Origin of the sequence: Fuscibacter oryzae (assembly GCF_016765795.1) — a bacterium.
Classification (GTDB): domain Bacteria; phylum Pseudomonadota; class Alphaproteobacteria; order Rhodobacterales; family Rhodobacteraceae; genus Fuscibacter; species Fuscibacter oryzae.
In genome coordinates this window covers 135,423-157,870 of the sequence record NZ_JAESVP010000004.1, presented here as the reverse complement: position 1 = coordinate 157,870, position 22,448 = coordinate 135,423, and the positions used below count along the sequence as shown (strand labels likewise).

Below are 22,448 nucleotides of genomic sequence, written 5' to 3'. Positions count from 1 at the left end.
GGAGTGTGTCTAAGGAATTCGTTGCTCCTGTGCCGCGATTGCGACGAAGGCGGCAAGATGGCCGGATGTCCGCACCATCTGCCCGGACAAGACGGTGCCTGACGCAAAGGGTGCTACGGCGCGGGTAAACGCGGCCCCAAAGCGGTCACCCTGCCAGATCAGCCGCAGGGTCTGAAAATCGAAAAGCTGCCGGCTCAGGGCATATTGCGCCTTGTAAGCCGCTTCTTTGGCGACAAAAAGAGCCAAAGCTGCTTGCCCGTCTGCTACGCTTTCGCCTTCGGCAAGCAGGGTCGGCCACAGCGCCGGTTCAAGGTTAGCAACAGGCTCTGCGTCCAACCCCAGCCCGGCCCATTGCGTTGTTCTGCCCACCACAGCAAGGCAGGCCCCGGCGCAATGGGTGATCGATCCGGTCAGACCGGCGGGCCAGAGGGGCGCGCGGTCAGCCCCGGCTGGGATAGCTGCCGGGTTATGACCCAGCGCCCGCATGGCGGCGCGGGCGGCAGACCGGCCCGCAGCAAACTCTGCCAGACGACCGGGCACAGCCGGGCCAATCTGTTCAACCGGCCAAAGGGGGCTGTCGTCGGGCGCAGCACTAACCACGCCCGAAGGCAAGACCGCCCGCAAGGCCGCCAGAAGGTCAGGCATCCGCCCCGGTCCGCCGCGCCCGCATCGCCAGCCGCCGCGCCATGGCATCATTGCGGGCATCGGCCCGGTCAGACAGGGCCTGCGGCGCCACGGGCGCTGCGACGGGTTTCGGCCCGTCATCCAGATGTTTCGCCAGCGCCGACAGGGTTGGGAAACGGAAGATGTCGGTGATCGACAGCTTTTTGATGCCCAACCCGTCGCGAATTTCCCGATGCGCCTGCACGGCCAAAAGGCTATGCCCGCCCAGTGCAAAAAAGTTGTCGCGGCTGCCGACCTTGGGCACGCCCAGCACCTTTTGCCAGATCGTGGCCAACTGCGCCTCGATCCCCTCGTCCGGCGCGACGAAGGCCTCGGTCGCAACGGGGGCGGCGTTAGGCGCGGGCAGTGCCTTGCGGTCGACCTTGCGGTTGGGGGTCAGCGGAAAGCTGTCCAGCCGCACGAAATGCGCGGGCACCATATGTTCGGGCAGGCCGGTGGCCAGCGCAGGGCGCAGGGCTGCCTCGGTCGCCGTACCGCTGTAATAACCGACCAGACGCAGGTCGCCGGGGGTATCCTCGCGCGCCATAACGACCGCCTGCGTTACGCCGGGCTGGGCCTCTAGCACCGCCTCGATCTCCCCCAATTCGATCCGATAGCCGCGCAGTTTCACCTGAAAATCGGTACGGCCGATGTAGTCGAGCTTGCCATCCGCCCGCCAGCGCACCAGATCGCCGGTCTGATACATCCGCGCACCCCAAGGGGCGGCGCGGTCAGACGTGACAAAGAGGTCGGGCTTGAACCGCTCTGCCGTCAGATCCGCGCGCTGCCAATAGCCGCGCGTCACGCCATCGCCGCCGATCCACAATTCGCCCGGAACGCCTGGCGGAACTGGCGTGCCAGCCTCATCCAGCACATACATCTGCTGGTTCACCAAGGGCCTGCCGATGTTCTGGATGCCATCGTCGTTGCCCACCTCCTCGACCGAGGACCAGATGGTGGTTTCGGTCGGGCCGTACATGTTCAGGATGCGCGCACCCGTCGCCTTGCGCAAATCGGCCACCTGCGCGCCGGCCAGCGCCTCGCCACCGACCATCAGGGTTTTCAGGCCCAACAGGGCACCCCGCGCCTCCTCATTCATCGCAATCATCCGCGCCATCGACGGGGTGCATTGCAGGTGGGTGACGTTGTGGCGGATCAGTTGGGCGGCGATGGAGTAATCATCCTCCTCAACCCCGCCGCCCGAGTTGGCGCGCTTGACCACTTCGGCCAGCGGATACAGCCCCTCCAGCACCTTTTCCGGCGCGATGCCATAGTCGATCAGGCAGGCGACCTCGCCCACGCCAATACGCTTCAGTTGTTCAACGCGGGCAATGGCGTCATCCACCGTGCCGAACAGGCCCGAATCGTCGAAATAGCGCTGGAAGGCGAAATCGAGGATCGCGGCGTTTTCTTCATCCGACAGGGTGCGCAGGTCGATGTCCATCGGGTTGGTCACGCCCGCCGGTTTCTTGAAGGCCGGGAAGGCCCAGGCGTATTGCTTCACCAGCCCCACGGCAGCCGCCAGATAGGCCTTCATCGGGCCTTCGGCCACACGGCGCACCTGATCACGGTCGCGGCCCACATAGGTGTGCAGCATCAGGGTGACGACGCCGGCTTCCGGATCATGTCCGGCCTTGGCCCGCGCCTCGCGGTAGATCTTGATCTTGGTCGCAACCTCGTCAACCGACTGGCCCAGAAGGTGGGTCAGCACATTGGCGCCCAGTTCGCCCGCCTCTCGCCACGTCTCGGGGTTGCCTGCGGTGGTCACCCACAGGGGCAGTTCCTTTGACACCGGGCGCGGCTGGGTTTTCACGGTGAACATGCTGCCGTCGGACTTGGGGAAATCAACCCCCTCACCGCGCCACAAGCGACGCACCTGATCGGCGGCGGCATACATCGCGGCCTTGTTGGCGGGCGGGGTGTTTTCCGGGCGGAGCACGAAATCCTCTGGCTGCCAGCCGCTGGCAATCGCCAGCCCGGTGCGGCCGTTGGTCAGGTTGTCGATCACCGCCCATTCCTCGGCAATCCGTGCCGGATGGTGCAGGGGAACGACGCAAGAGCCTGCGCGCACGCTGATATTCCTGGTCACCGCCGCTACGGCAGCGCCCGTGACCGAGGGGTTCGGATAGGGCCCGCCAAAGGCGTGAAAGTGGCGCTCGGGCGTCCAGACCGCCACGAACCCATGGGTGTCGGCGAAGCGGGCACCTTCCAGCAGCAGTTCGTACTTCTTGGGGCCGACGCCATCGTCATTGCCCCAATAGTAGATGGAGAAATCCATCTGTTTGGCCGAGGTGATCCGGCCGCTGGAAACGAGCGCCCGGTTCTCATCAGAGGAAATCACCACCTTGAAGCCGCCCGCTAGCGTCCAGAACAGTTCCAGCACCGAAATGTCAAACGACAGCGAGGTGACGGCCAGCCACACCCCGCCATCGGGGCCGATGCGGTCATCCATCCCGGTGAAGAAGTTGGCGACGTTGCGATGTTCGACCATCACGCCCTTGGGCCGGCCGGTCGAGCCGCTGGTATAGATCATATAGGCAATGTCTGCCGGGCCGACGCCGGTTTCCGGGTTGGTCACCGGGGCCGAGGCCAAGCGCCCATCGGTATCCAGTTCCAGCACCTGCGCCGCATGGGCAGGGAGCGGCAGGCCCGATTGCGTCACCACCACCGGGCAGCCGGAATCCTCCAGATAAAGCGCGATCCGATCGGCAGGATAGGCCGGGTCCATCGGCACATAGGCCCCGCCCGCCTTTTGGATGGCCAGTGCGCCGATCACCAGATCGAGGCTGCGGCGGCAATACAGGCCCACCAACGTGCCGGGGGTGACACCCATGGAAACCAGCACATGCGCGGCACGGTTTGCGCGGGTGTTCAGGGCGGCATAGGTCAGCGCCTGCCCCTCGCAGACCAGCGCGATGGCGTCGGGGGTGCGGGCCACCTGCGCCTCGAACGCCTGATGCACGCAAAGGGTGGTGCGGGGGCCAAGGGTTGCGTTCCAGTCAGATGTGACCTGCGCCTGTTCGGCGGAGGTCATGTTGGGCAGGGCAGCAAAGGGCGTATCGGGGGCAGTGGCGGCAAGGGTCGCGGCCAGCGCGGCGATGCGGATGGCAATCGCCTGCGCCTCAGCCTCGGGCAGGCGGGCGGCATCATAGTGCAGGGCGGCAGGCGTCAGGGTGATGACGCTGCCCGGAACAGCACCCGATTGCGACAGCGCCAGTTGCGGAGCCACCACCCCTTGCAGCGCGGCATCGCGGGTCATCAGATCGAGCGGCCATGTCGGCGTTGCGACGGCCTTGGTCAGCGCAGCATCCAGCGCAGTGCGCGCCTCGGCCAGCGTTCCGCTGGTGGCAAGCGGAACCGGAACCCAATCGGCCAGATAGCCCGGCAGGCCCGCACCACCATAAGCAATCGTCACATCCTGCAACCCAAGCCCCCGCGCCGCCGCCAAGGCCAAAGCGGCCAGATCGCCTGCCAGCGGCAGGCTGCGCCAATCGGCAACCGTGGCGGAAAAGGCCCCCGGCACCGCCGCCGGATTCATGGATTTCAGAGCCTTGCGCACAGCGCCTTCGCCCGAAACCACAGCCGCCAGTGCCGCAGTCAGGCGCCCAGCCTCGTCCGCCGACAAAAGCGGCAAAGTGGCTTCGGTGATGGTCGAGGGGCAAATCGCCCCGCCTTTCACCTGACAGGTCAGGCGGTTTAGCCGCACGGCACCGCTGGCGCAGGCAACCACCAGCCCTTCGGGCGTGGCGGACAGAACCTGACCGGGGGCACCCTGCCCCGCCTCAACCTCGACCGTGCCGACGTTCAGCATGCGGGTTCCGGTGGCAATCTTGGCGGTGCTAACCGGATTCCAGTAGCGGCCATGGTCCATCGCGCGGACCATGCGGGCCACCTGTTCGGCGGGTTGGGCAAAATCCAGCCGCCCCATCGCGGCGGGCCGGTCGGTGCGCAAATGCAGGCCCCGGCGCGACAGGTCTTGCGGCTGGCGGCGCAGGCCGGTTTCCAACTGAACCAGCACGGCGGGAAAGCTTTCCAGCGCCGCCTCGAAACACCGGGTGTTCAGGGTCAGCGCGGTGTCGTTCGGGGCAATGTCAAAGCGGCGGGCTTCAAGAATGTCGCCCTCATCCACGCCGCCTTCGATCATGTGCCACGAAATGCCGTGCTGCGCGGCACCGGCCAGAATAGACCACACCGGCGCGTTCAGGCCGGCATGTTCGGGCAAGGGGCCATCGTGAAAGTTCACCGCCCCTTTGCTGGCCATGGCCAGCACCTGCGGCGGAACCACGGTAAGGTTTGCCACCGACAAAAGCCAATCCACCTGCGTTCCCGCCAGCGCCGCCCAATCGCCCGCATCGACAACGCGGATACCATTGCCAACGGCCCATTTCCGCACCTCGGCATGGCGCGACACCACGGCAGCAATCCGATGCCCGCGCGCCAGAATTTGCGCGCCACATTCATGGGTCAGGGTTTCATTGCCGATCAGCAAAACGGAAAACTGGGTCATCACTACTCCTTCCCGCCCGACGGGCGGAGGCCCCTATTCGGCGGGGCGCGTCTGGTTACGGGCCACATCTGCACCGCGCCCGGCAAAAAGCGCGCGGGCATGATGCGTGGCCATGTCACGAAGGTAATGCGGCGGATCGCCCCTGTCCTTGCGCTGGATCACAAGACGCAGCCGCCACAGGGCACCGCCCAGCACTGCGGCCAGCGTTGCGCCCAAGGCATAGGCGGTTCCGTGGTTCTTTTGAAAATAATGCCACCGGGAATCCAGCCAAAAGCGCGGAATCCGCTGCCAGCCGCCCATTCCGGTGGAAACCGAACCGATATGCACCACGACCGATTCGAGGACATAATCGGTGGGCCAGCCCGCCAGCGCTGCGCGGCGGCAAAGGTCGGTTTCCTCAAAATACAGGAAAAAGGTTTCGTCAAAAATGCCGATCCGATCCAGCACTTCCATCCGCATCATCAGGCTGGCCCCTGCCAGCCAATCAACGCGCGTTGTGGCCTCGGGGATCGGGCGCGCAACGATGCTATTTTTCAACAGACGGCTGATGGGACCAAAGCGGGTATGCGCCTCGAACTCGCCCGCCGCCGAAGGAAAGCGGAAGGCGGTTCGATGGGGCGCGCCGTCATCGCCCTGAATGAAACTGCCGGCAAAGCCGGTGGCCGGATTGGCCACAAGGTGATCCATCAGCGCACGAATGGCACCGGCCTGCGGGAAGGCATCCGAGTTCAGGATATAGACGAAATCAGGCCGCCCGCCCTCCGGCAGACCGGCACGGATGCCGACATTGTTGCCCGCGCCAAAACCGCCGTTGCGGCCGGACTGGATGACACGCACTTGCTGCGGCCCCTTGTCCCAACCCCGCGCGGCAACCTCTGCCGTCATGGTTTCAAACGAGCCGTCGCCGGAATCGTTATCCACGATCACCAATGCCCCGTCGATTCCGTCCAGCGCGCGCAAGGCCGCCTCGGCCGATTGCAGCGTCATCTCGGCCGTGCGCCAGTTCAGGATCACCGTCAGCAGCGTGGGCATCATTCGGCCGCCAGACTACGGAACGGCACGACCTGACCCGGCCCGCCTTCGGCTTGCGCAATCGCGGCGCGCATCTTGGCGGCCAGCACCCGGACGTTGGGTTCCAGCACCATCGAGTCGTGATCACCCGGCACCTCGACCACCTGCAAGGCGGCGGCAAAGCGGGTCAGGTCATTGTCGGGGAACACATATTCCTTGGCAGCCGACACCCAGCGCCCGCCCGTGACCTGCCATTTGCGGTCCAAGGGCGGACGGTACATCACCGTGGCCCCGGCGCGTTGCGGCAGGTCATAGATGGCGATAGCGTCGCGGAAAGCCGCCTCGATCTCGGCATTGTGGAACTGGGCGGTGCCTGCGGTTTCGGGGGCCAGACGCTTGGTCTTTTCCCACTCCCAACGGTTACGCGCCCATTCGGCCAGATAGCCGGGGCCTTTGGCGCGCAGTTCTGCAAGCTTGATCAGCGCCTTGTCGGGGCGACTAAGCGACGGACGCACCGGCAAAGGCGTATCCAGCAGAACCAGCAGCGAAACCTCTTCCCCCGCTGCTTCCAACTGCCGCGCCATTTCCCAGGCGGTCAGGCCGCCGCCCGAGAAACCACCCAGCAGATAGGGGCCATGGGGCTGCACCTGCCGCAGTTCGGCGATGTAATCGGTCGCCGCTTCGGGGATGGTGCGGTGGGGTTGGTCTTCGCCCAAGAGGCCCCGCGCTTGCAGGCCATAGAACGGCCGGTCGCCACCCAGAAGCTGCGCAAGGTGACGCAGGTTCAGGACGTTGCCGAACATGCCCGCCACGAGAAAGAAGGGGCGGCGCTGACCGCCCTCACCCTCGTGCATCGGGACCAGGTGGGTGAACCTGCGGCGCGGGGCGGCGGAGGCCTTGCCTTCGGTCGGGGTATCCGTCTCCCCCACCTCGGCTGCGATCAGCTTGGCGCAAGCGGCAATGCTGGGCGCCTCGAACAGGACCGAGATCGGGAAATCGACGCGGAAGGTTCTCTTGACCATGGCGAACAGGCGCACCGCGATCAGGCTGTGGCCGCCAAGGTCAAAGAAGCTGTCCTCGACCCCCACCTTGCCCACGCCCAGCAATTCCTGCCAGAAGCCGACCAAGGTGCGTTCAATGTCATTCCTTGGTTCGACATAGGCGGTGTCGAGATCGGGCCGGTCGAAGGACTGGCCCTCCACCTTGGCCGCCTCGGCCTCGGCCGTCTGGCGCACCAGTGCGGGCAGGTCCAGCGACGACACGATGATCTGGCTTTGCCCGGTCGCCACGGCACGGGCGAAAGCCTCGGCCCCCTCCTCCGGGCGGATGCCTTGGGTAAAGCTGTGCATCAGACGCTCTTCGGCGGGCGACATCGCCCGCCCCGAGCGGGGGCCTTCGTCAAAGGTCAGTTCGCGCGCATCAGGGCGTGGGAAGGACAATTCGCCATCAAGCCGACGAATGGTGAAACCCACAATCTCGATGCACACCTCGCCCTCGGGCGTGGCCAGCGTCACGTCGAACCGCGCAGTGGGTCGATCGGCGCGGTTGTCGGCGGCGTTGCGGATATGGCTGACAATATCGGCAGGCAGTGGGCGCAGCACCCGCACCGCGCCATAGCTGACCGGCACCCAGAGGTGATCTGGCCTATAACCCGTGATCAGGCCCATGGCCCAGCCGGTCGCAAGATCCATCAGCGCGGGGTGGATCAGCCAGCCCTGATCAGGCTCGGCGCGGAAGGCCGTTGGCAGGGTCAGCCGCGCCAACCCCTCGCCCGCGCCGATGCTGCGCGACCGCAGCACCCGCCAGCGCGGACCAAAGGCCAGATGCGCCTCTTGCGGGCTGGGCAGGCCGTCGCCCAGTTCGGGGGCGGGCAGGCGGGCGGCGATGGCACCGGGGTCGATGCGGCGGGGCGCTTCGGGCAGCGGCGTGATGGCGGCCTGCGCATGCAGAACCCAGCCGGTGCGGCCCTGATGTTGGATGCCGGAATGCAGATCAAACCCATAGCCCTGATCGCTGCGCGCCAGCGTGGCGCGGATCGAGCGCGTCTCTGCATTCGCCACATCCAAAGCGCGGAAAAAGGTCAGGTCGCTGATCTCGAACGGCCCGGCCTCGCCTTGTGCCCGCATCGCCTCGGCCACGATCTCCAGGTATCCGGTGCCGGGGATCAGCGCCTGCCCCGATTTGGTGCGGTGGCCATCCAGCACCCAGCGGTCCATGCCATAATCGGCGGTGAACATGCGGTTGCCCTTGGCGTCAAAGGTCGCCTCGTCCAGCATCGGCGCCTTGATCGCCACCTTTGGCGCGGGGGGCCGGTCGCCGGTGCGCTCGGCCAAAGCCTCTGCCGCCATGCCGACGCCGCTCCAGATGCCCCAATTGAGCGCGACGACCTTGGTTTTGTCGCCCGCGCGCGATTTCGACCAGGCGTTCAGGAATTCATTCGCCGCCACATAGTCGATCTGCCCGGCAGGACCGGTGATGGTGGAGGTCGAGGAGAACAGCACCATCAGATCCAGCGTGCCATCGGGGAACAGCTTGTCCAGCACAAGCGTGCCATGAACCTTGGGCGACAGAACATCCTCTACCTGCGCTGGGGTCTTGGTCATCAGGGGGCCATCGCTGACCACGCCTGCGGCATGGATGACGGCCTGCACGCGGCCAAACTGGCCCTCGGCCTGCGCAACAGCCGCGCGCATATCTTCAAGGTTGCACACATCGGCGGGGGCGACGGTGACCTGCCCACCCAAGGATTCCAGCCGTTGCAGCGCCAGAATGCGGCGGCTGATCGGGTCTGCCGGATCATGCCCAGCCAGCCAGCGCGGCCAGAGCGAACGCTCGGGCAGGGCGCGGCGGGCGATCAGGGTGATCTTGGCGCCGTGACGCTTGATCAGATCTTCGGCCACGGTCAGGCCGATGCCGCCGAAACCGCCGGTGATCAGCACATGCGCCCCTTGCGGCAGGGTTGCGCCGGCATCGGGCAGCGCCTGCGCGCGCAGGTCTTGCACATAGCGACGGGTACCACGCAGGGCGGCCAAGCCTTCGGCGGGGTCTTGCAGCAGTTCTTCCAGCACGCGGTCAGTAAGGTCCGACAGGTCCGCAGCGCCGCGACGGGGCGCGGGCGGCAAGGTCAGGTCCAATGTGGACACCGTCACCCCCGGCAATTCGCGCGGGATCACGCGGGCCGGGCCAAGCAGGGTGGCTTTCTCCGGATAGGTCAGCCCTTCGGTTTTCACCTGAGCCGCCCCGGTGGTGAAGGCGATCAGGTGGATGGGGCGCGGCAGGTTTTCCTCGGCAATCGCTTGCGCGAGGAACATCAGAGAATGAAAACCCTGTTCCAGATTACGATGGAGGAAGCTGGAGCCGGGACGGAATTTCTCCTGTGCGGTCACCAGCCAGAAATGCGCGATGCGGTTCGGCGCATGGCCATGGCTGACCAGATCGGCGATCAGCGCGTCATAACCCTCGCGCCCGCGTTCAGGTGCAAGGATATAGCCGCCTTGGCCATCGCGGCCAAAGGCATCGCCGGTGCGGACGGTATGCACCTCGTGCCCTGCGGCGCGCAGGCGGGCGGCGGTGGCGGCGCCAAGGCCGGTGTCATCGACAAAGATCAGCCAGTTCTGGGGGGGTACCTCGGCAAGTTCGGCAATGTCGAAACCGGCAGAGGCGGGGCGCCAATGCGGTTTCCAGCCCCATTGGGCAATGTTCTCCACCCGCTCGGGCAGGGTGGTTTCCGCCTCGGCCGCTTTGCCGGGCTGGATGAAATAGGGCTTCTTCTGAAAGGCATAGGTCGGCAGCACCACGCGGTTGCGGCGCGCGCCGGCCCAGATCGGCTCCCAATCCACGGCCACACCACAGGCCCAGAGGCGGGCGATGGTGCCGATATGCCAGGCGTCATCGGCCATCGCCTGTTCGGGGTGGCGCAAGGCGGGTATGACCTGACCCGAGGCGACGCTGTTAGCCTGCGCCAAGGACGACAGCGCGCGGCCCGGACCCATTTCGACAAACACGCGCGGCTCATCCAGCAGCGCGCCGATGGTCTGCTGGAACATCACGGTGTTGCGCAGATGGGCGACCCAATATTCCGGGTCCGTCGCCTGTGTGGGCGTCAGCGGCTGCCCGGTGCGGTTTGAGATGATCGGCAGTTGCGGGGCGTTCAGCTTGATGGACCGCAGGTAATCGCCAAAGCGGCCGAGGATCGGCTCCAGCATCCGGGAATGCGCCGCGATGTCGATGGCGATGCGCTGGGTATCCACCCCTTGCGCCGACAGGGTTTCCGCCAGCATCTTCAATGCGGCATCGGGGCCAGATACAACACACAGGCCCGGCGCGTTGACCGAGGCCATATCCAGATCGCCGGTCACCAGCGGGCGCAGGTCGCCCTCGGCCATGGGCACCGAGAGCATCCCGCCCGGCGCAATGGTGTCGAACAGGCGGCCACGCAGCAGGACAAGGCCGATGCAATCTTCAAAGCTCATCACCCCGGCCAGCGCGGCGGCGGTGTTTTCGCCCATCGAATGGCCGATCAGATGGCTGGGGGTAACGCCCCAGCTATCATACAGCTTCGCCAGTGCGAATTCCGTGATCATGATCAGCGGCAGCTGGACCGAGGGCTTTTTCAGCGCCTCATTCGCTGCAGCCTCACCGCCCTTTTCGGGCAGCCACAGGGCGCGGATGTCATAATCCAGTTGCGGTTCCAGTACCGCCAACCCCCGGTCCATCCAATCGGCGAAGACGGGTTCGGTTTCATACAAGTCGCGCGCCATGCCCGCATATTGCGCGCCGCCGCCGGGGAACATGAACACCACCTCGGGCGCATCCAGCCGGTCGTGGTTGAAGACCCGCCGCGTATCGGCGCCCTCCAGCAGGCTGGCGGCTTCCAAATGGCTGGCGGCCACGATGACCCGGCGCTTTTCAAAGGCGCGGCGGCCCTCTTTCAGCGTATAGGCCACATCGGCAAGCGGCTGCTCGGGGTGGGCGCGCAGGTGAGCAGCAAGGCGGGCCGTCTGCCCGTCAAGCGCGGCCTTGGACCGCGCCGACAGAACAAGCGGCTGGAACGGCCAGATGCTGTCTTCCGACGGCGCGCGAACCGGCGCCTCGGCCAGAATGGCATGGGCATTGGTGCCGCCAACGCCCAGAGAGTTGACAGCCGCAACTCGTGTTGGCGCCTGCCAGTCGGTCAGCCGGTCATTCACCTTGAAGGGTGAGGTTTCAAAGTCAATCGAGGGGTTCGGCGCCTCATACCCCAGACTTGGCGGCAGTTGGCGGTGATGCAGCGACAGCGCGACCTTGATCAGGCTGGCCACGCCCGCCGCCGTATCCAGATGGCCGATGTTGGTTTTCACCGAACCAAGGCGGCAATGCCCCACCTGATCGGTGGTTTCGCGGAAGGCATTGGTCAGGGCGGCAACCTCGATCGGGTCGCCCAGATAGGTGCCGGTGCCGTGGCATTCGACATAGGTCACGTCATCGCCGGTGACGCCGGCAATCGCCTGCGCCTCGGCGATGCAGCGGGCCTGACCGTCGACCGAGGGGGCCAGATAGCCGGCCTTGGCCGCGCCGTCGTTGTTGACCGCCGACCCTTTCAGGATGGCCCAGATATGATCGCCGTCACGCACCGCATCCTTGGCGCGGCGCAGCACCACACAGCCCGCGCCCGAGCCGAACACGGTGCCTTTGGCGCGGTGGTCAAAGGCATGGCAATGACCATCGGGCGACAGGATCTCGCCCTCGGTGAACAGATACCCACGGGCGTGGGGCAACTCGATGGTCACACCGCCCGCCAGCGCCATGTCGCATTCGCCATTCAGCAAGGCCTGCGTCGCGAAATGCACCGCCACCAAACTGGTGGAACAGGCCGTCTGCACGTTGATCGACGGGCCTTTCAGGTCGAACACATGGCTGACGCGGGTGGACAGGAAGTCCTTGTCGTTCCCGGTGTGCCGCAACAGGAACATGCCGGTCTGATCGACCAGATCGCGGTTGGAACACAGGTTGAAATAGAAATAACTGCCCATGCCGCAACCGGCATAAACGCCGACCGCGCCGGGGAAGTTTTCGGGCGGGTGGCCCGCATTTTCCAGCGCCTCCCACGCCACCTCCAGAAACTGGCGGTGCTGGGGGTCAAGGATAGCGGCCTCTTTCGGCGAAAACCCAAAGAAATCTGCGTCGAAATCAGCGAACCTGTCCAGCACGGCAGCAGAGGGCACATAGTTGGCCTTGGCCATGCGCGCCGGGCTTTCGCCAGCCGCCAGCAATTCCTCACGCGACAGAGCGCGGATCGATTCAACACCGGCAGCAAGATTGGACCAGTAGGCCGCAATATCGGGCGCGCCCGGCAGATGCGCGGCCATGCCGACGACCGCAATATCGGTATCATTCAGTCCCAGAATCTCGGCGCCGTCGGCCATGCAAACTTACCCACTGATACGGCAACCATCACCTGATGGAAGCGCATGAAATCTATCGCAGTTCCACGCGGCAATACACCCCGGCCGCATCCACCGCGGGATATTGCACGCAAGGGTGACAATTACGGGCCGATCATGCGGAATTTTGGGCAAACCCCCCAAGGGGGCCGCCAAAATCCTACCAAAATCCCGCACCGTCGCCTTTGGCCATGCGAATCTGCGCCCAGATGTAAACAATCGCGTCGAAACCAAACCCCGCCGCCACAACCGGAAGGCGCTTTGCGTTGCGCGGCGCGGCGAAGCCGCGCGCCAGACGCTTGGTCAGAAAGTGCCACGGCACATAGCCAAAACGCCACGAGGGCAGCCGTTGACGGATCACCCCGCCAACCCAGGCCGAATCAGCGGCGGACGTCCGAAGCTGGGGGTGCCTCCGGTCGGCAGGCAGATCGCGCAACTGAGCGAAAAGGGCGGCGTTGATCGCAGAACCAATGACAATTCGGACCTGATGGCGCAACAGGGCACCAATACTGCGTTCGCTCGCATAGATGTGAAACAACCCGTCCAGCCCGTCGATCCGGCTGAAATCCTCTGGCCCGGTCAGGGCATCGGTCAGCACCATGGCGCGCAGGAACCCGTCTTCGACCGGCAGTCCGATGGGCAGATGAAAGCGCCGCGCCGCAGCGGCGGGCATGGCGTAAAGCTGGCCGCAGATGGCGTGCTTCCAATCGTCCAGCCCGCCGCCTGCCGCCGCAATCATCCGGTCAAGCGGGGTCAGCCCGACGGGGTTGGCGGCAATATCCTTGACCGGCTGGCTGTTCAGCACCCATAGAGCGGGCCGGGCAGAAAGGCCCTGCGCCAGTCGGGCCAGACAATCCGCCGCCGGCAAGGTGATGTCGGAATCGGCAAAGATCAGAATGTCTGCATCTGGCCGCGACACATCATGCACAAAGGTATTCCAGGTGCGCGACTTGCCCGGCGCGGCAAGATCGGCCACCTCGACCCGAGCCAAACCCGCGGCGGCGGTGCGGGCAAGTGCGGCGGTCTCATCCCGGCAGCCGTTGGCCAGAATCACGACCCGCAGGTCCATCCCGCCGGAGTCTTGCTGCACCAGCGTACGGACCATCGCAGCGATGCCCGCCGCCTCGTTATGGGCAAAAACCCCGATATCGACCCGCAGTCCCATCAGATCACTGTTTTCATGGCTGGTTGCACCAGTGGCCGCTGTCGGCTGGCTCGCAGTGCGCGCAACCGCTCTGCCTCGCCCAAAAGGGCGCCGGTCATCAGCCATGTCAGCGGCACCTGCGTTGCATTGGGCAGCATATCCAGCACCGAGGCCGACAGGATCATGGCCCAGCCTGCCGCCATCCGTGTGATATCCTCGGCCCGGCCAAGCCACGCCTCTCTCATCAAAAGCAGCAGGGGCAGAACCGATAGGCCAAAGTTGGCGATAAAGCCGCTCCAGCCATACATGCCGAGGGTGATGATCCACTGCCCGTCGGCGATGTTGATCATCTTGCCGGTGACCGGATCGTGCATGAAGTTGCGGCCATAAGAGCCCCAGCCGAACCACGGACGTTCCTCGGCGCGCAAAAGCAGCATTTCCTCATTCTGGATGCGGAAGTTCAGCGAATAGGCCCGGTCGGGCGACAACCCGTTGGAAAACTGCAATATCTGGTCCAGCGGCACCAGATGCAGGCCGCGCAGCAGCGGATAGACCAGAACAATCACGGCCAGCGCCCCGGCAACCATGATCTGAAAGCGCGGCCGGAAAAACAGGATCAAGGGGCACAGCGCCACCGCATAGGCCAGCACCCCCGCACTTTTGCACAAAACCAGCATGAACAGCAGATACAGCATCGCGGCCAGCGCCTTGGGCCGCCGGTCAGCGGGCCCGATCCGCACCAAAAGCAGCGCGCACATCATGCTGGTCAGCGTAAACACCGCCACCCAAAGGCCGTGCGGCAAAAACACGACCGGCCTGTAGCCGCCATAGCGGATGGTCTGAAAGAAATCGTGCTGGAAGAAGCCATAGACCCACACGTTCATTTGCGGCGAAAGGCGAATTTCGATCAGCATCGGGATCGAATAGGCCAGACCTGCAACCATCAGAATACGGGTCAGAACCCGCAGCCCCGCCGGATCACCCAGAAACTGCCGCGCGAAGACGAAGGGAAGAATCCAGAAGATCTGATAGGCGATTGTGGAAAAGGCATCATAGATTCTAAGGCCCGGAATCGCCCCCAAGGCATAGGGAATCGGATCGGGGTTGGTCATAATCGTTCCGAAGGGCGACAGGACATAAAGCAGGACCAGCACCTTGCCGATCAGGCCTTGCGGCAGCCAGTCCACCTGTTTGCGCAATATGAACAGGATCGCATAGGCAATGGTCAGGTTGGGCAGCGAATACTTGTCCAGATCGGGGACGACCGGCAGATCCAGCTTCGCAACCGGCGGCAGGATCAGATACGCCGAGACGACCGCCCAGACCAAGGCATTGCGCAGCGGCAGATGACGAAACATCGCCACGATGACCAATGGCCATATCGCAAGCATCACATAGGCGAGAACATTCGGCACGCGGCAACATCCTGACAGACTCGGCACGTCTCTTAGCACGGGGATCGGGTCGGCCACAGCACCCCGGTGTGGCAGAATTCTGGCCGATGCGCCGGATACGCCAGAAAATGCAGCATTTGCCCGATTGCGAACCGCAAGGGAATGTCTTCGGGGCAGGCGCAGGAACGGGTTCGCATCTGACCCACGCGGCGCAATCCTCCATCCAACGCAAGGTGTTGCCGCCCTGCGCACAGCGTCAGGGTTGTGTCAGACCCGGATTTGAACCGCCCGTGGAACGCGAGACCGGTCCGAGTGTGGATTTGCGAAACACAATGTTGCGCGAAGACCAAACAGACGGCTTTGGCATGAGCGGGCAGGCGTGCTATCGCGAGGGCGTTGTTACGAGAAAAACCTGCATGCACTTCCGCTTTGGTCAAACAGTGATCACCGTGAACATCCCTGACCGGACAGCTTTGCTGGCTGCGGTTCGGGCACGGCTGCTGGCTGGGCAGGGCTTTGCCTTGGCGACGATCAACCTTGACCACATCGTCAAGCTGGACCGCGACCCCAGCTTCCGGCAGGTGTACGGCGCGCAGGACATGGTGGTGGCCGACGGCAACCCGGTGGTGTGGCTGTCCTATCTGGCGGGGGATCCGGTGTCGCTGGTGCCCGGTTCGGATGTGGTGATTCCGCTGATTCAGGTTGCTGCCGACACCGGCCGCAAGATTGCGCTGGTTGGCGCGACGACCGGGGCCTTGCAGCGCGCGGCAGACTGCCTGACATCTATCGTTCCCGGCGCCCAGATCGCGATGTGCGAGGCGCCCCCGATGGGGTTCGACCCCGAAGGCGACCTTGCTGTTCGCATCCTGACAGAGATTGCAGCCCAGGGCATCGGGCTGTGCCTGATCGCGCTGGGTGCCCCAAAGCAAGAGCGTTTTGCCGCCATGGGGCGGCGCATTGCGCCCGGAACCGGCTTTGCCTCGATCGGGGCGGGCCTGGACTTTCTGGCAGGCACGCAGCGCCGCGCGCCGGTCTGGGTGCGCAAGTTGGCGCTGGAATGGTTGTGGCGTGCCCTGTCTGACCCCAAGCGGCTGTTTCCGCGCTATGCCGCCTGCATCGCGGTTCTGCCCGCGCGGGTGACAGAGGCGCTGCGCCAGCGGCAAAGCGGCTGATCACTTATACTCGATCAACCCTCGGCGACGGCCACGGAGACGGTCAAGCCAATAGCCAAGCGCGCCCTGCGCCTCGGCGAATTTCGCAAGTGTCATCCAGAACGCCCATGCCAGCCCTTCGTGCCGCGACAGGCGCAGCATCTGCGCAGGGTAGATGAGGGCCAGCAGAAACCCGGCCGGGTGGATCAGCCCACCAACCAGAATGACCACAGGCAGCACGCCCCCCCACAGCAAGGCGCGCCGGGTTTCGGCCCGCCAGTGCCGTTCTGGCCCCGCGCCATGCAGGGCCGCCCCCTCGGCAAAGGCATGACCGGCACGGCGGCTGCGGCGCCACCATTGCGACATCCGGGTCAGGGCTGCGTCATGCAGCGTCATCTCGGCATCGATCCGCCAGACTTGCCCCCCCCGGCGGATCAGGCGCAGGCACAATTCCGGCTCTTCCCCGGCGATCAGATCGTCGCGATAACCACCAACAGCGCGGACATCGGCAAAGCGCATCAGCGCATCGCCGCCACAGGCCCGCGCCGATCCGACCGGCGTGTTCCATTCCCTATCCGCCAGCCGGTTCCAGACCGAGGCTTCGGGAAACCGCTCTCTCCTCCGTCCACAGATCACCACAGCGGCAGGGTGGTCGGCAAAGGCGGCCAGCGCCCGTGCCAGCCATTCCGGCTGCATCTGGCAATCGCCGTCAAGCAGTTGCACAAAGTCAGGCGGATCGGCTGCAAGGCTGGCCAACCCGGCATTGCGCGCACGGGCGGCGGTGAAGGGCTGGTTCAGATCCAGCGCCACAACCTCGGCCCCAAGGGCACGGGCGGCCTGCACCGAACCGTCGGTCGAGCCGCTGTCCACATAGACCAGACGCCGCACCCCGCCCTTCAAAGACTGAAGGCAGGCACGCAACCGCGCGCCCTCGTTCCGGCCGATCACGACGGCATCGATAACGGGAATCCGGGGTGTTTCGGGCATGTCGGGCGACCTTCCTTTGGTGCGGACCTTAAGGTTCCCAAGGCCCCGCGCCAAGCCCGGTTTTCTGCACCTGCACTTTGCCAAAACTCTTAAAATCTGCTAGGCCTTGAACTGCTGGCTGGGGCTTTTGAACTGTTGCTGATGGCTTGTGATGCGGCAGTTGTCGCTGTCACAGGTGAACCAACCGATCAAAAGGTGCCACCGGCCCTGACTAGGGTTTGTTTTGGCGCCAGTGTGTGGCGTGTGCTTGGGGAGTGTGTTTGACCGATGAATATTCACAACATCGCGGCCCCATTGCCACAAGGTCTTGAAAGTATGGGAAGTTCTGACAAGAAATCAGACCGTGACGCGGCCGGAGAAGTCGGTCGGCCCACCGGCGTGTCCTTGTTCCGGCGCGGTACGGTTTCGGCCAATCCGACCGTGACCTATGACCTTGCAACCGGCCGGGAAATCTTTGCCCATGGGCTGCCGTCGCTGGCGTTGAACCCGGTCAAGGTATGGGAATCGCTGGCAATGGTGCGGCTGTCGCCAGAGCACCTGCTTGGAAACGGTTTGTTTCCAATGACTTCTGACAACCGGGCCGCCGCCGCCTTTGACCATCTGCGCAGCCGGTTGCTGCATGGCCTGACGCAAAAGAACTGGCGCAGGATCGCAATCAGCTCTCCAACCCATGGTTGTGGAAAATCCTTTGTTGCCACCAACTTGGCGCTGACGCTGGCACGCCGCCCCGACAGCCGCACGGTGTTGCTGGACCTTGATCTGCGCCGCCCCCGGCTGGCCAGCATTCTGGGCATTTCCGACGCGCCGCCGCTGGCCGACTACCTAAGCGGGGAACAACCGCTGGAGGCGATCTTCCGCCGCTTTGGCCGCACTCTGGCGTTGGGCGTCAATGGGGCGCCGGTGCCGATGGCCGCCGAAATGCTGCACAGCCCTGAAACCGCCGAGGCCCTGACGGCAATTACAGAGCTACTTGACCCCGAAGTGGTGCTGGTCGATCTGCCGCCGGTTCTGGCGGGCGATGATGTGCTGGCGGTGGCCAGTCAGGTCGATGCCGTGCTGCTGGTGACCGACGGCACCCGAACCCGCCCCGAAGAAATCCGCGCCTGCGAGCGTGTGCTGGAGGGACGGTTGCCCTTGCTGGGCGTGGTTCTGAACCGGGCCGAGGAACCCGCGGCGCAGCAATATGGCTATGGGCGGAACTGATCATGGGCCAGATCCAATCAATGCAAGAGCTTTGGTCCTTTCTGGGTCGCCGGTTCTGGATCATTCTTCTCGTGGCTGCCGCCGGAGTTTTCGCCGCAATCGCCTATGCCAAATCCACCGTGAACATCTATGAGGCGGCGGCGGCAATCCAGATCGAAACCCCCACCGTTCAATCGCAGGCCGATGGCGCCACAGGCTCCAGCGCGGCGCAGACCTTGCAAAGCATAGAACAACGGCTGACGACGCGGGAAAACCTGCAAGCCGTGATCGCGCGGCATGGGTTGTTTCAGGATGCACCGGGCATGACCCAGGACCAAAAGTTGGCCGTGCTGCGCGACTCGATCACCTTTCAGGGCATCGACAGCGCCGCCAGCCAGAGCTTTGGCCAAGGGCCGGGGCTGTCGGCCATTCTGATCCTGGCGCGCATGGGCAACGCAGAGCTTGCCGCCCGTGTTGCCAATGATCTGGCCCAATCGGTGCTGGACATGTCGGCCTCTGGCGCGCGCGACCGGGCGGAAAAGAACGTCGCCTTCTTTACCGAAGAAGAGGGCCGCCTGTGGAACCTGATGAGCAAGCTGGAAGACGAGATCACCGCCTACAAGAACCAGAATGCACTGTCACTGCCTACTGAAATGCAGGCGATGCGAGAGCAGTTGTCGGCAATTGATGCCGATCTGCGCCGCATGTCAGATGATCTGATCGCTGCCCAGCGCGAGGCTGCCACCATCCGCGCCCGCGAGGTTCAGCGCGAGACGGACCGGCGGCAGCTGGAAGAAATCGGTGCCAAGATCGAGGTGATCAGCGCCCAGATCGACACCTCGAACGCGCGCCGGAATGAGCTGTCGCGCAACCTTGCCGCCACACCAGAGGTGGAGCGCGCCCTGTCCGCCTATGACCGGCAGTTGGGCCAATTGCAGGACCAGTACAAGGATACAACCCGCCGCCTTGCCGAAAGCGAAACCGAACTGCGCCTTTCGGAGCGCCAGCAAAGCGAGCGTTTCACCCTGCTGGACCGCGCCATCACGCCAGAGGCGCCGATTGGCGGTGGCCGCAAAAAGCTGGTCATCGCCGGAGCCCTGGTGAGCCTGCTTGCCGGGGTTGCGCTGGCCTTTGTGGTCGAGCTGATGCGCCCGGTTGTCCGAACCGCCGCCCAAATGGAGCGCCAGCTCGGCCTGCGCCCGGTCGTGATGATACCTGCGGTCAAGGTTGCGGGCAAAGCGCTGAAAGGTCTGCCAAAATTTGTCGATGACCCGACAAAACCGGCCTGACGGCCTGAATCGTCAACCCGCTCCCAAATGAAAAGGCCCGCCATTTGGCGGGCCTTTTCATTTGCCTCGCTGGGAAGTCTTAGCAGCCGGTGCCGCGCAGGATCACACCCACGGTCTTGGCCAGCACCTTGAGATCGGTCCACAGTGACAGGTCAGCCTCGTAAGCGGCGTCGAATTCGGCGCGCGCCTCGAATGTGGTCTCATTGCGGGCCGAGGTTTGCCAATAGCCGGTGCAGCCCGGGCGCAAAAGGTAATAAGCCGTGCCTGGATAAAGCGCCTCTTGGCAGGTCATCATCGGGCGAGGACCGACCAGAGACATATCGCCCTTCAGCACGTTCCAAAGCTGCGGCAGCTCATCCATCGAGGTTTTGCGGATCAGCCTGCCGATGCGGGTGATGCGCGGATCATTCTTCAGCTTTTGGGTAAGCTCCCATTCCTTGCGGGCCTCTGGGTCGGCCTCAAGATGGGCGGCCATTCGGCCATCGGCGTCAGGAACCATGCTGCGCAGCTTCCACATACGAAAGCGCTTGCCGTTCTTGCCGACGCGCATCTGCGAATAGAACGGGCTTCCGCCATCACGCGACACCGCAATGGCCACCGCAAGCACAACCGGCACCACAACTGGCACCGCCATTGCAACAGCAGCAACATCAAGCAGACGCTTGACAGCATTGCGATACAGACCTGGCCGTCCAACCATCCGCAATGCGGTGGCGGACCTTACCGCGACGGAAGAAGAGCTAGGCGTACCAAACTCGGGAAATGTAGCCGTCATTGTCACTCACCACGAAACAGTAAACAGGGAATCAATCGTCTTTGGCCGGGCGGTTTAGGAAATAACCCTCTAGGGCTTCCCGACCGTCCGGGCGGGAAAAATTCAATCCACATCATTTTGGCACTCTGGCAGAACGCCCCCACGCATTCATTTTACCTCAATTCGTGTGGAATTAGCGAGATCAGAGCAGCCACCGCCACCGCTGTTAACTTCATATTTGCGCCCATCGTTCGCCTATTTCTTGCCTCATTTGGCTGCACCACAACCAGCAATTGCATCGTTCTGCCGGGAATTGTGTTTATGAAATGGGCTGATTCGTCGTCGGGGTGATGATTTTCGCGCCACAGGCCGAGGTACTGGGCAGTTTGTCCCCTCAGCACATCGCAGAACTGGCCGGTTTCACCGTTTCTGGAACGAACACAGCGCGGTAGGTGAATCTAAAGCGGCAGAACGCCTTGGTTGTGCCAAAGCACCACACCACACAAGAGTGCGGCCATCGCGAAAAACACCAGATCATGAAGGCCGTCCCAGGCATGGTGACGGCGGGCCAGCCAGATGATCGGCAGGTGCATCACGCACAGCGCCGCCCCCTGCGCCGCAAGCGCCCCGAACAGCCCACCCAGCGACATGCCCACCAGAAAGGACAGTGTCTGGATCACCGCCTTCAGCGCGATGACCAGAAAGTAGTTGCGGGAATCACCCGCGGCCAGCGCCGACTGGTCATAGGTCATGCCGATCACGCCGGGCATCTGAACACAGGCCATGGCCACAATGATCGCGCCGGACCCTGCATAGCGCTGATCATAAAGCAGATGAACCAGCGGCACCCCGATCAGACCCAGCACTGCCAGCAAGCAGATCGTCAGGCCCGTGGCGCCAAAGCGCAGGCGGCGCATCCGCCGGAAGTTTGCGGCATTCGCCGCCGGGGGAAAGTCGCGGTAAAGCGGAATCATGATCCGGCTGATCACCGAGCCTGCCAAGAGAACGGGGAAAGAGGCCAGGAACCAGCCGATATTATAGACCCCAAGCTCTGGCAGGGTCAGCCACGCGCCAAAAATCGCCTTGTCACCCTGCGAAAGCAAAAAACCGCAAGCCGTGGACAGAAATATCCATTTGCCAAAGTGGATCAGGCTGCGCGCCGCCGCCGGCTCCCATCGTGGGCGGTTGGTCTGTCCGGGCAGGAAGATCCAGGTCAGCACCAGCTTGGCCAGTGAACCGGCGATGGCGCCCAGCACCAGCGCCCAGACCGACCGCAGTGACAGGGACAACGCGATCATCGCCGTCGTTCCGATCACCTGAGAGGCAAGGTCCAGCGCGGTGACGCGGCCCAAAAGCAGGTGGCGGTTTGCTGTGTCGATCCGCGTCGGATTGAACCCGCTGATCAACAGGGTGATGCCGGCGGCAGGCAGCAGCCACGCCAGATCGGGCGCCTGATACAGCCGCGCCATCGGCAAGGCCAGCGCGCAGGTCATCAGCCACAGCGCCGCGCCGCGCAGGGCGTTCAGCGTCCAGGCCGTGTTCAGGAAATCCGGGTCATCGCCGCGTGGACTTTGCGAGATTGCCGGGCCAAGGCCCAGGTCGGAAAACATCGCCAGCCCGACCAGCGCCACCGAGACCAGCGCCATGATGCCAAACGCTTCGGGGTAAAGCAGCCGCGCGAGAATCAGGTTCGAGGCCAAGCGCAGCGCCTGCGACACTGCATAGGCCCCCGCCGTCACCACCGACCCGCGCATCGCGCGCGAGAACAATCCCTGACCAGACAACACTTGGGCAAATCCCATCGCAGCACCCATACCGAACTTTGCACCTGCGAAAGCCGATTTCGACGCGCTTTACCAGTGGCTTCTGTCCGGGTTATGGCTGCTGGCACTGGTCTTGGCCACAACTTTGCCGCAGGGCAGCGTTAGCCGACCGCAAAAAGGT

The 22,448-nt window shown here is 64.2% G+C and carries 12 protein-coding genes; 3 read left to right on the top strand and 9 right to left on the bottom strand.

From position 1 onward, the window contains the following. Window positions 1-9: 9 nt before the first annotated feature. The 6 genes from JI744_RS08915 to JI744_RS08890 form a co-directional block, all read right to left on the bottom strand. On the bottom strand, window positions 10-645 hold the full coding sequence (locus tag JI744_RS08915) for a 4'-phosphopantetheinyl transferase family protein (protein ID WP_202659760.1): 636 nt from the start codon (window positions 643-645) through the stop codon (window positions 10-12). After that, the gene (locus JI744_RS08910; protein ID WP_202659750.1) at window positions 638-5,170 is read right to left on the bottom strand and encodes a MupA/Atu3671 family FMN-dependent luciferase-like monooxygenase; all 4,533 of its coding nucleotides are present in this window, start codon (window positions 5,168-5,170) and stop codon (window positions 638-640) included. Before JI744_RS08910 ends, JI744_RS08915 begins: the two co-directional genes overlap by 8 nt. A 33-nt stretch (window positions 5,171-5,203) precedes the next feature. Beyond that, on the bottom strand, window positions 5,204-6,202 hold the full coding sequence (locus JI744_RS08905) for a glycosyltransferase family 2 protein (protein ID WP_202659748.1): 999 nt from the start codon (window positions 6,200-6,202) through the stop codon (window positions 5,204-5,206). Next, a complete protein-coding gene (locus tag JI744_RS08900; protein WP_202659746.1) occupies window positions 6,202-12,585 on the bottom strand; it encodes a type I polyketide synthase in 6,384 nt (2,127 codons plus the stop codon). Before JI744_RS08900 ends, JI744_RS08905 begins: the two co-directional genes overlap by 1 nt. Before the next feature lie 178 nt (window positions 12,586-12,763). Beyond that, a complete protein-coding gene (locus JI744_RS08895; protein WP_202659738.1) occupies window positions 12,764-13,768 on the bottom strand; it encodes a glycosyltransferase in 1,005 nt (334 codons plus the stop codon). Then, on the bottom strand, window positions 13,768-15,162 hold the full coding sequence (locus JI744_RS08890) for a hypothetical protein (RefSeq protein WP_202659736.1): 1,395 nt from the start codon (window positions 15,160-15,162) through the stop codon (window positions 13,768-13,770). Before JI744_RS08890 ends, JI744_RS08895 begins: the two co-directional genes overlap by 1 nt. A 395-nt stretch (window positions 15,163-15,557) precedes the next feature. Between JI744_RS08890 and JI744_RS08885 the strand changes: the two genes are divergently transcribed. Then, entirely contained in the window at window positions 15,558-16,313 is a 756-nt protein-coding gene (locus JI744_RS08885) for a WecB/TagA/CpsF family glycosyltransferase (protein ID WP_202659735.1), read from the top strand. On the opposite strand, the gene JI744_RS08880 is transcribed toward JI744_RS08885, so the two are convergent. Next, a complete protein-coding gene (locus tag JI744_RS08880) occupies window positions 16,314-17,279 on the bottom strand; it encodes a glycosyltransferase (RefSeq protein WP_202659733.1) in 966 nt (321 codons plus the stop codon). It lies immediately after the preceding gene. A 315-nt stretch (window positions 17,280-17,594) separates the two neighbouring features. Here JI744_RS08880 and JI744_RS08875 point away from each other — a divergent pair, with 315 nt between their 5' ends. Both JI744_RS08875 and JI744_RS08870 read left to right on the top strand, forming a co-directional pair. Next, on the top strand, window positions 17,595-18,482 hold the full coding sequence (locus JI744_RS08875; RefSeq protein WP_202659731.1) for a CpsD/CapB family tyrosine-protein kinase: 888 nt from the start codon (window positions 17,595-17,597) through the stop codon (window positions 18,480-18,482). 2 nt (window positions 18,483-18,484) lie between these two features. Then, window positions 18,485-19,750, top strand: a complete 1,266-nt coding sequence (locus tag JI744_RS08870; RefSeq protein WP_202659729.1) for a GumC family protein — start codon at window positions 18,485-18,487, stop codon at window positions 19,748-19,750. Window positions 19,751-19,829: 79 nt separating this feature from the next. Here the strand turns inward: JI744_RS08870 and JI744_RS08865 are convergent, their stop codons facing one another. Both JI744_RS08865 and JI744_RS08860 read right to left on the bottom strand, forming a co-directional pair. Then, window positions 19,830-20,450: a sugar transferase gene (locus JI744_RS08865; RefSeq protein ID WP_236019352.1), complete on the bottom strand. Its 621-nt coding sequence runs from the start codon at window positions 20,448-20,450 to the stop codon at window positions 19,830-19,832. 512 nt (window positions 20,451-20,962) lie between these two features. After that, window positions 20,963-22,306: an oligosaccharide flippase family protein gene (locus JI744_RS08860; RefSeq protein ID WP_202659725.1), complete on the bottom strand. Its 1,344-nt coding sequence runs from the start codon at window positions 22,304-22,306 to the stop codon at window positions 20,963-20,965. Window positions 22,307-22,448 lie beyond the last annotated feature (142 nt).

Excerpts from the sequence above, each read along its gene's own strand:
- JI744_RS08915 (WP_202659760.1), bottom strand. The coding sequence starts at position 645 with ATGCCTGACCTTCTGGCGGCCTTGCGGGCGGTCTTGCCTTCGGGCGTG.
- JI744_RS08910 (WP_202659750.1), bottom strand. The coding sequence starts at position 5,170 with ATGACCCAGTTTTCCGTTTTGCTGATCGGCAATGAAACCCTGACCCAT.
- JI744_RS08905 (WP_202659748.1), bottom strand. The coding sequence starts at position 6,202 with ATGCCCACGCTGCTGACGGTGATCCTGAACTGGCGCACGGCCGAGATG.
- JI744_RS08900 (WP_202659746.1), bottom strand. The coding sequence starts at position 12,585 with ATGGCCGACGGCGCCGAGATTCTGGGACTGAATGATACCGATATTGCG.
- JI744_RS08895 (WP_202659738.1), bottom strand. The coding sequence starts at position 13,768 with ATGGGACTGCGGGTCGATATCGGGGTTTTTGCCCATAACGAGGCGGCG.
- JI744_RS08885 (WP_202659735.1), top strand. The coding sequence starts at position 15,558 with ATGCACTTCCGCTTTGGTCAAACAGTGATCACCGTGAACATCCCTGAC.
- JI744_RS08880 (WP_202659733.1), bottom strand. The coding sequence starts at position 17,279 with ATGCCCGAAACACCCCGGATTCCCGTTATCGATGCCGTCGTGATCGGC.
- JI744_RS08875 (WP_202659731.1), top strand. The coding sequence starts at position 17,595 with ATGGGAAGTTCTGACAAGAAATCAGACCGTGACGCGGCCGGAGAAGTC.
- JI744_RS08870 (WP_202659729.1), top strand. The coding sequence starts at position 18,485 with ATGGGCCAGATCCAATCAATGCAAGAGCTTTGGTCCTTTCTGGGTCGC.
- JI744_RS08865 (WP_236019352.1), bottom strand. The coding sequence starts at position 20,450 with ATGGTTGGACGGCCAGGTCTGTATCGCAATGCTGTCAAGCGTCTGCTT.
- JI744_RS08860 (WP_202659725.1), bottom strand. The coding sequence starts at position 22,306 with ATGGGATTTGCCCAAGTGTTGTCTGGTCAGGGATTGTTCTCGCGCGCG.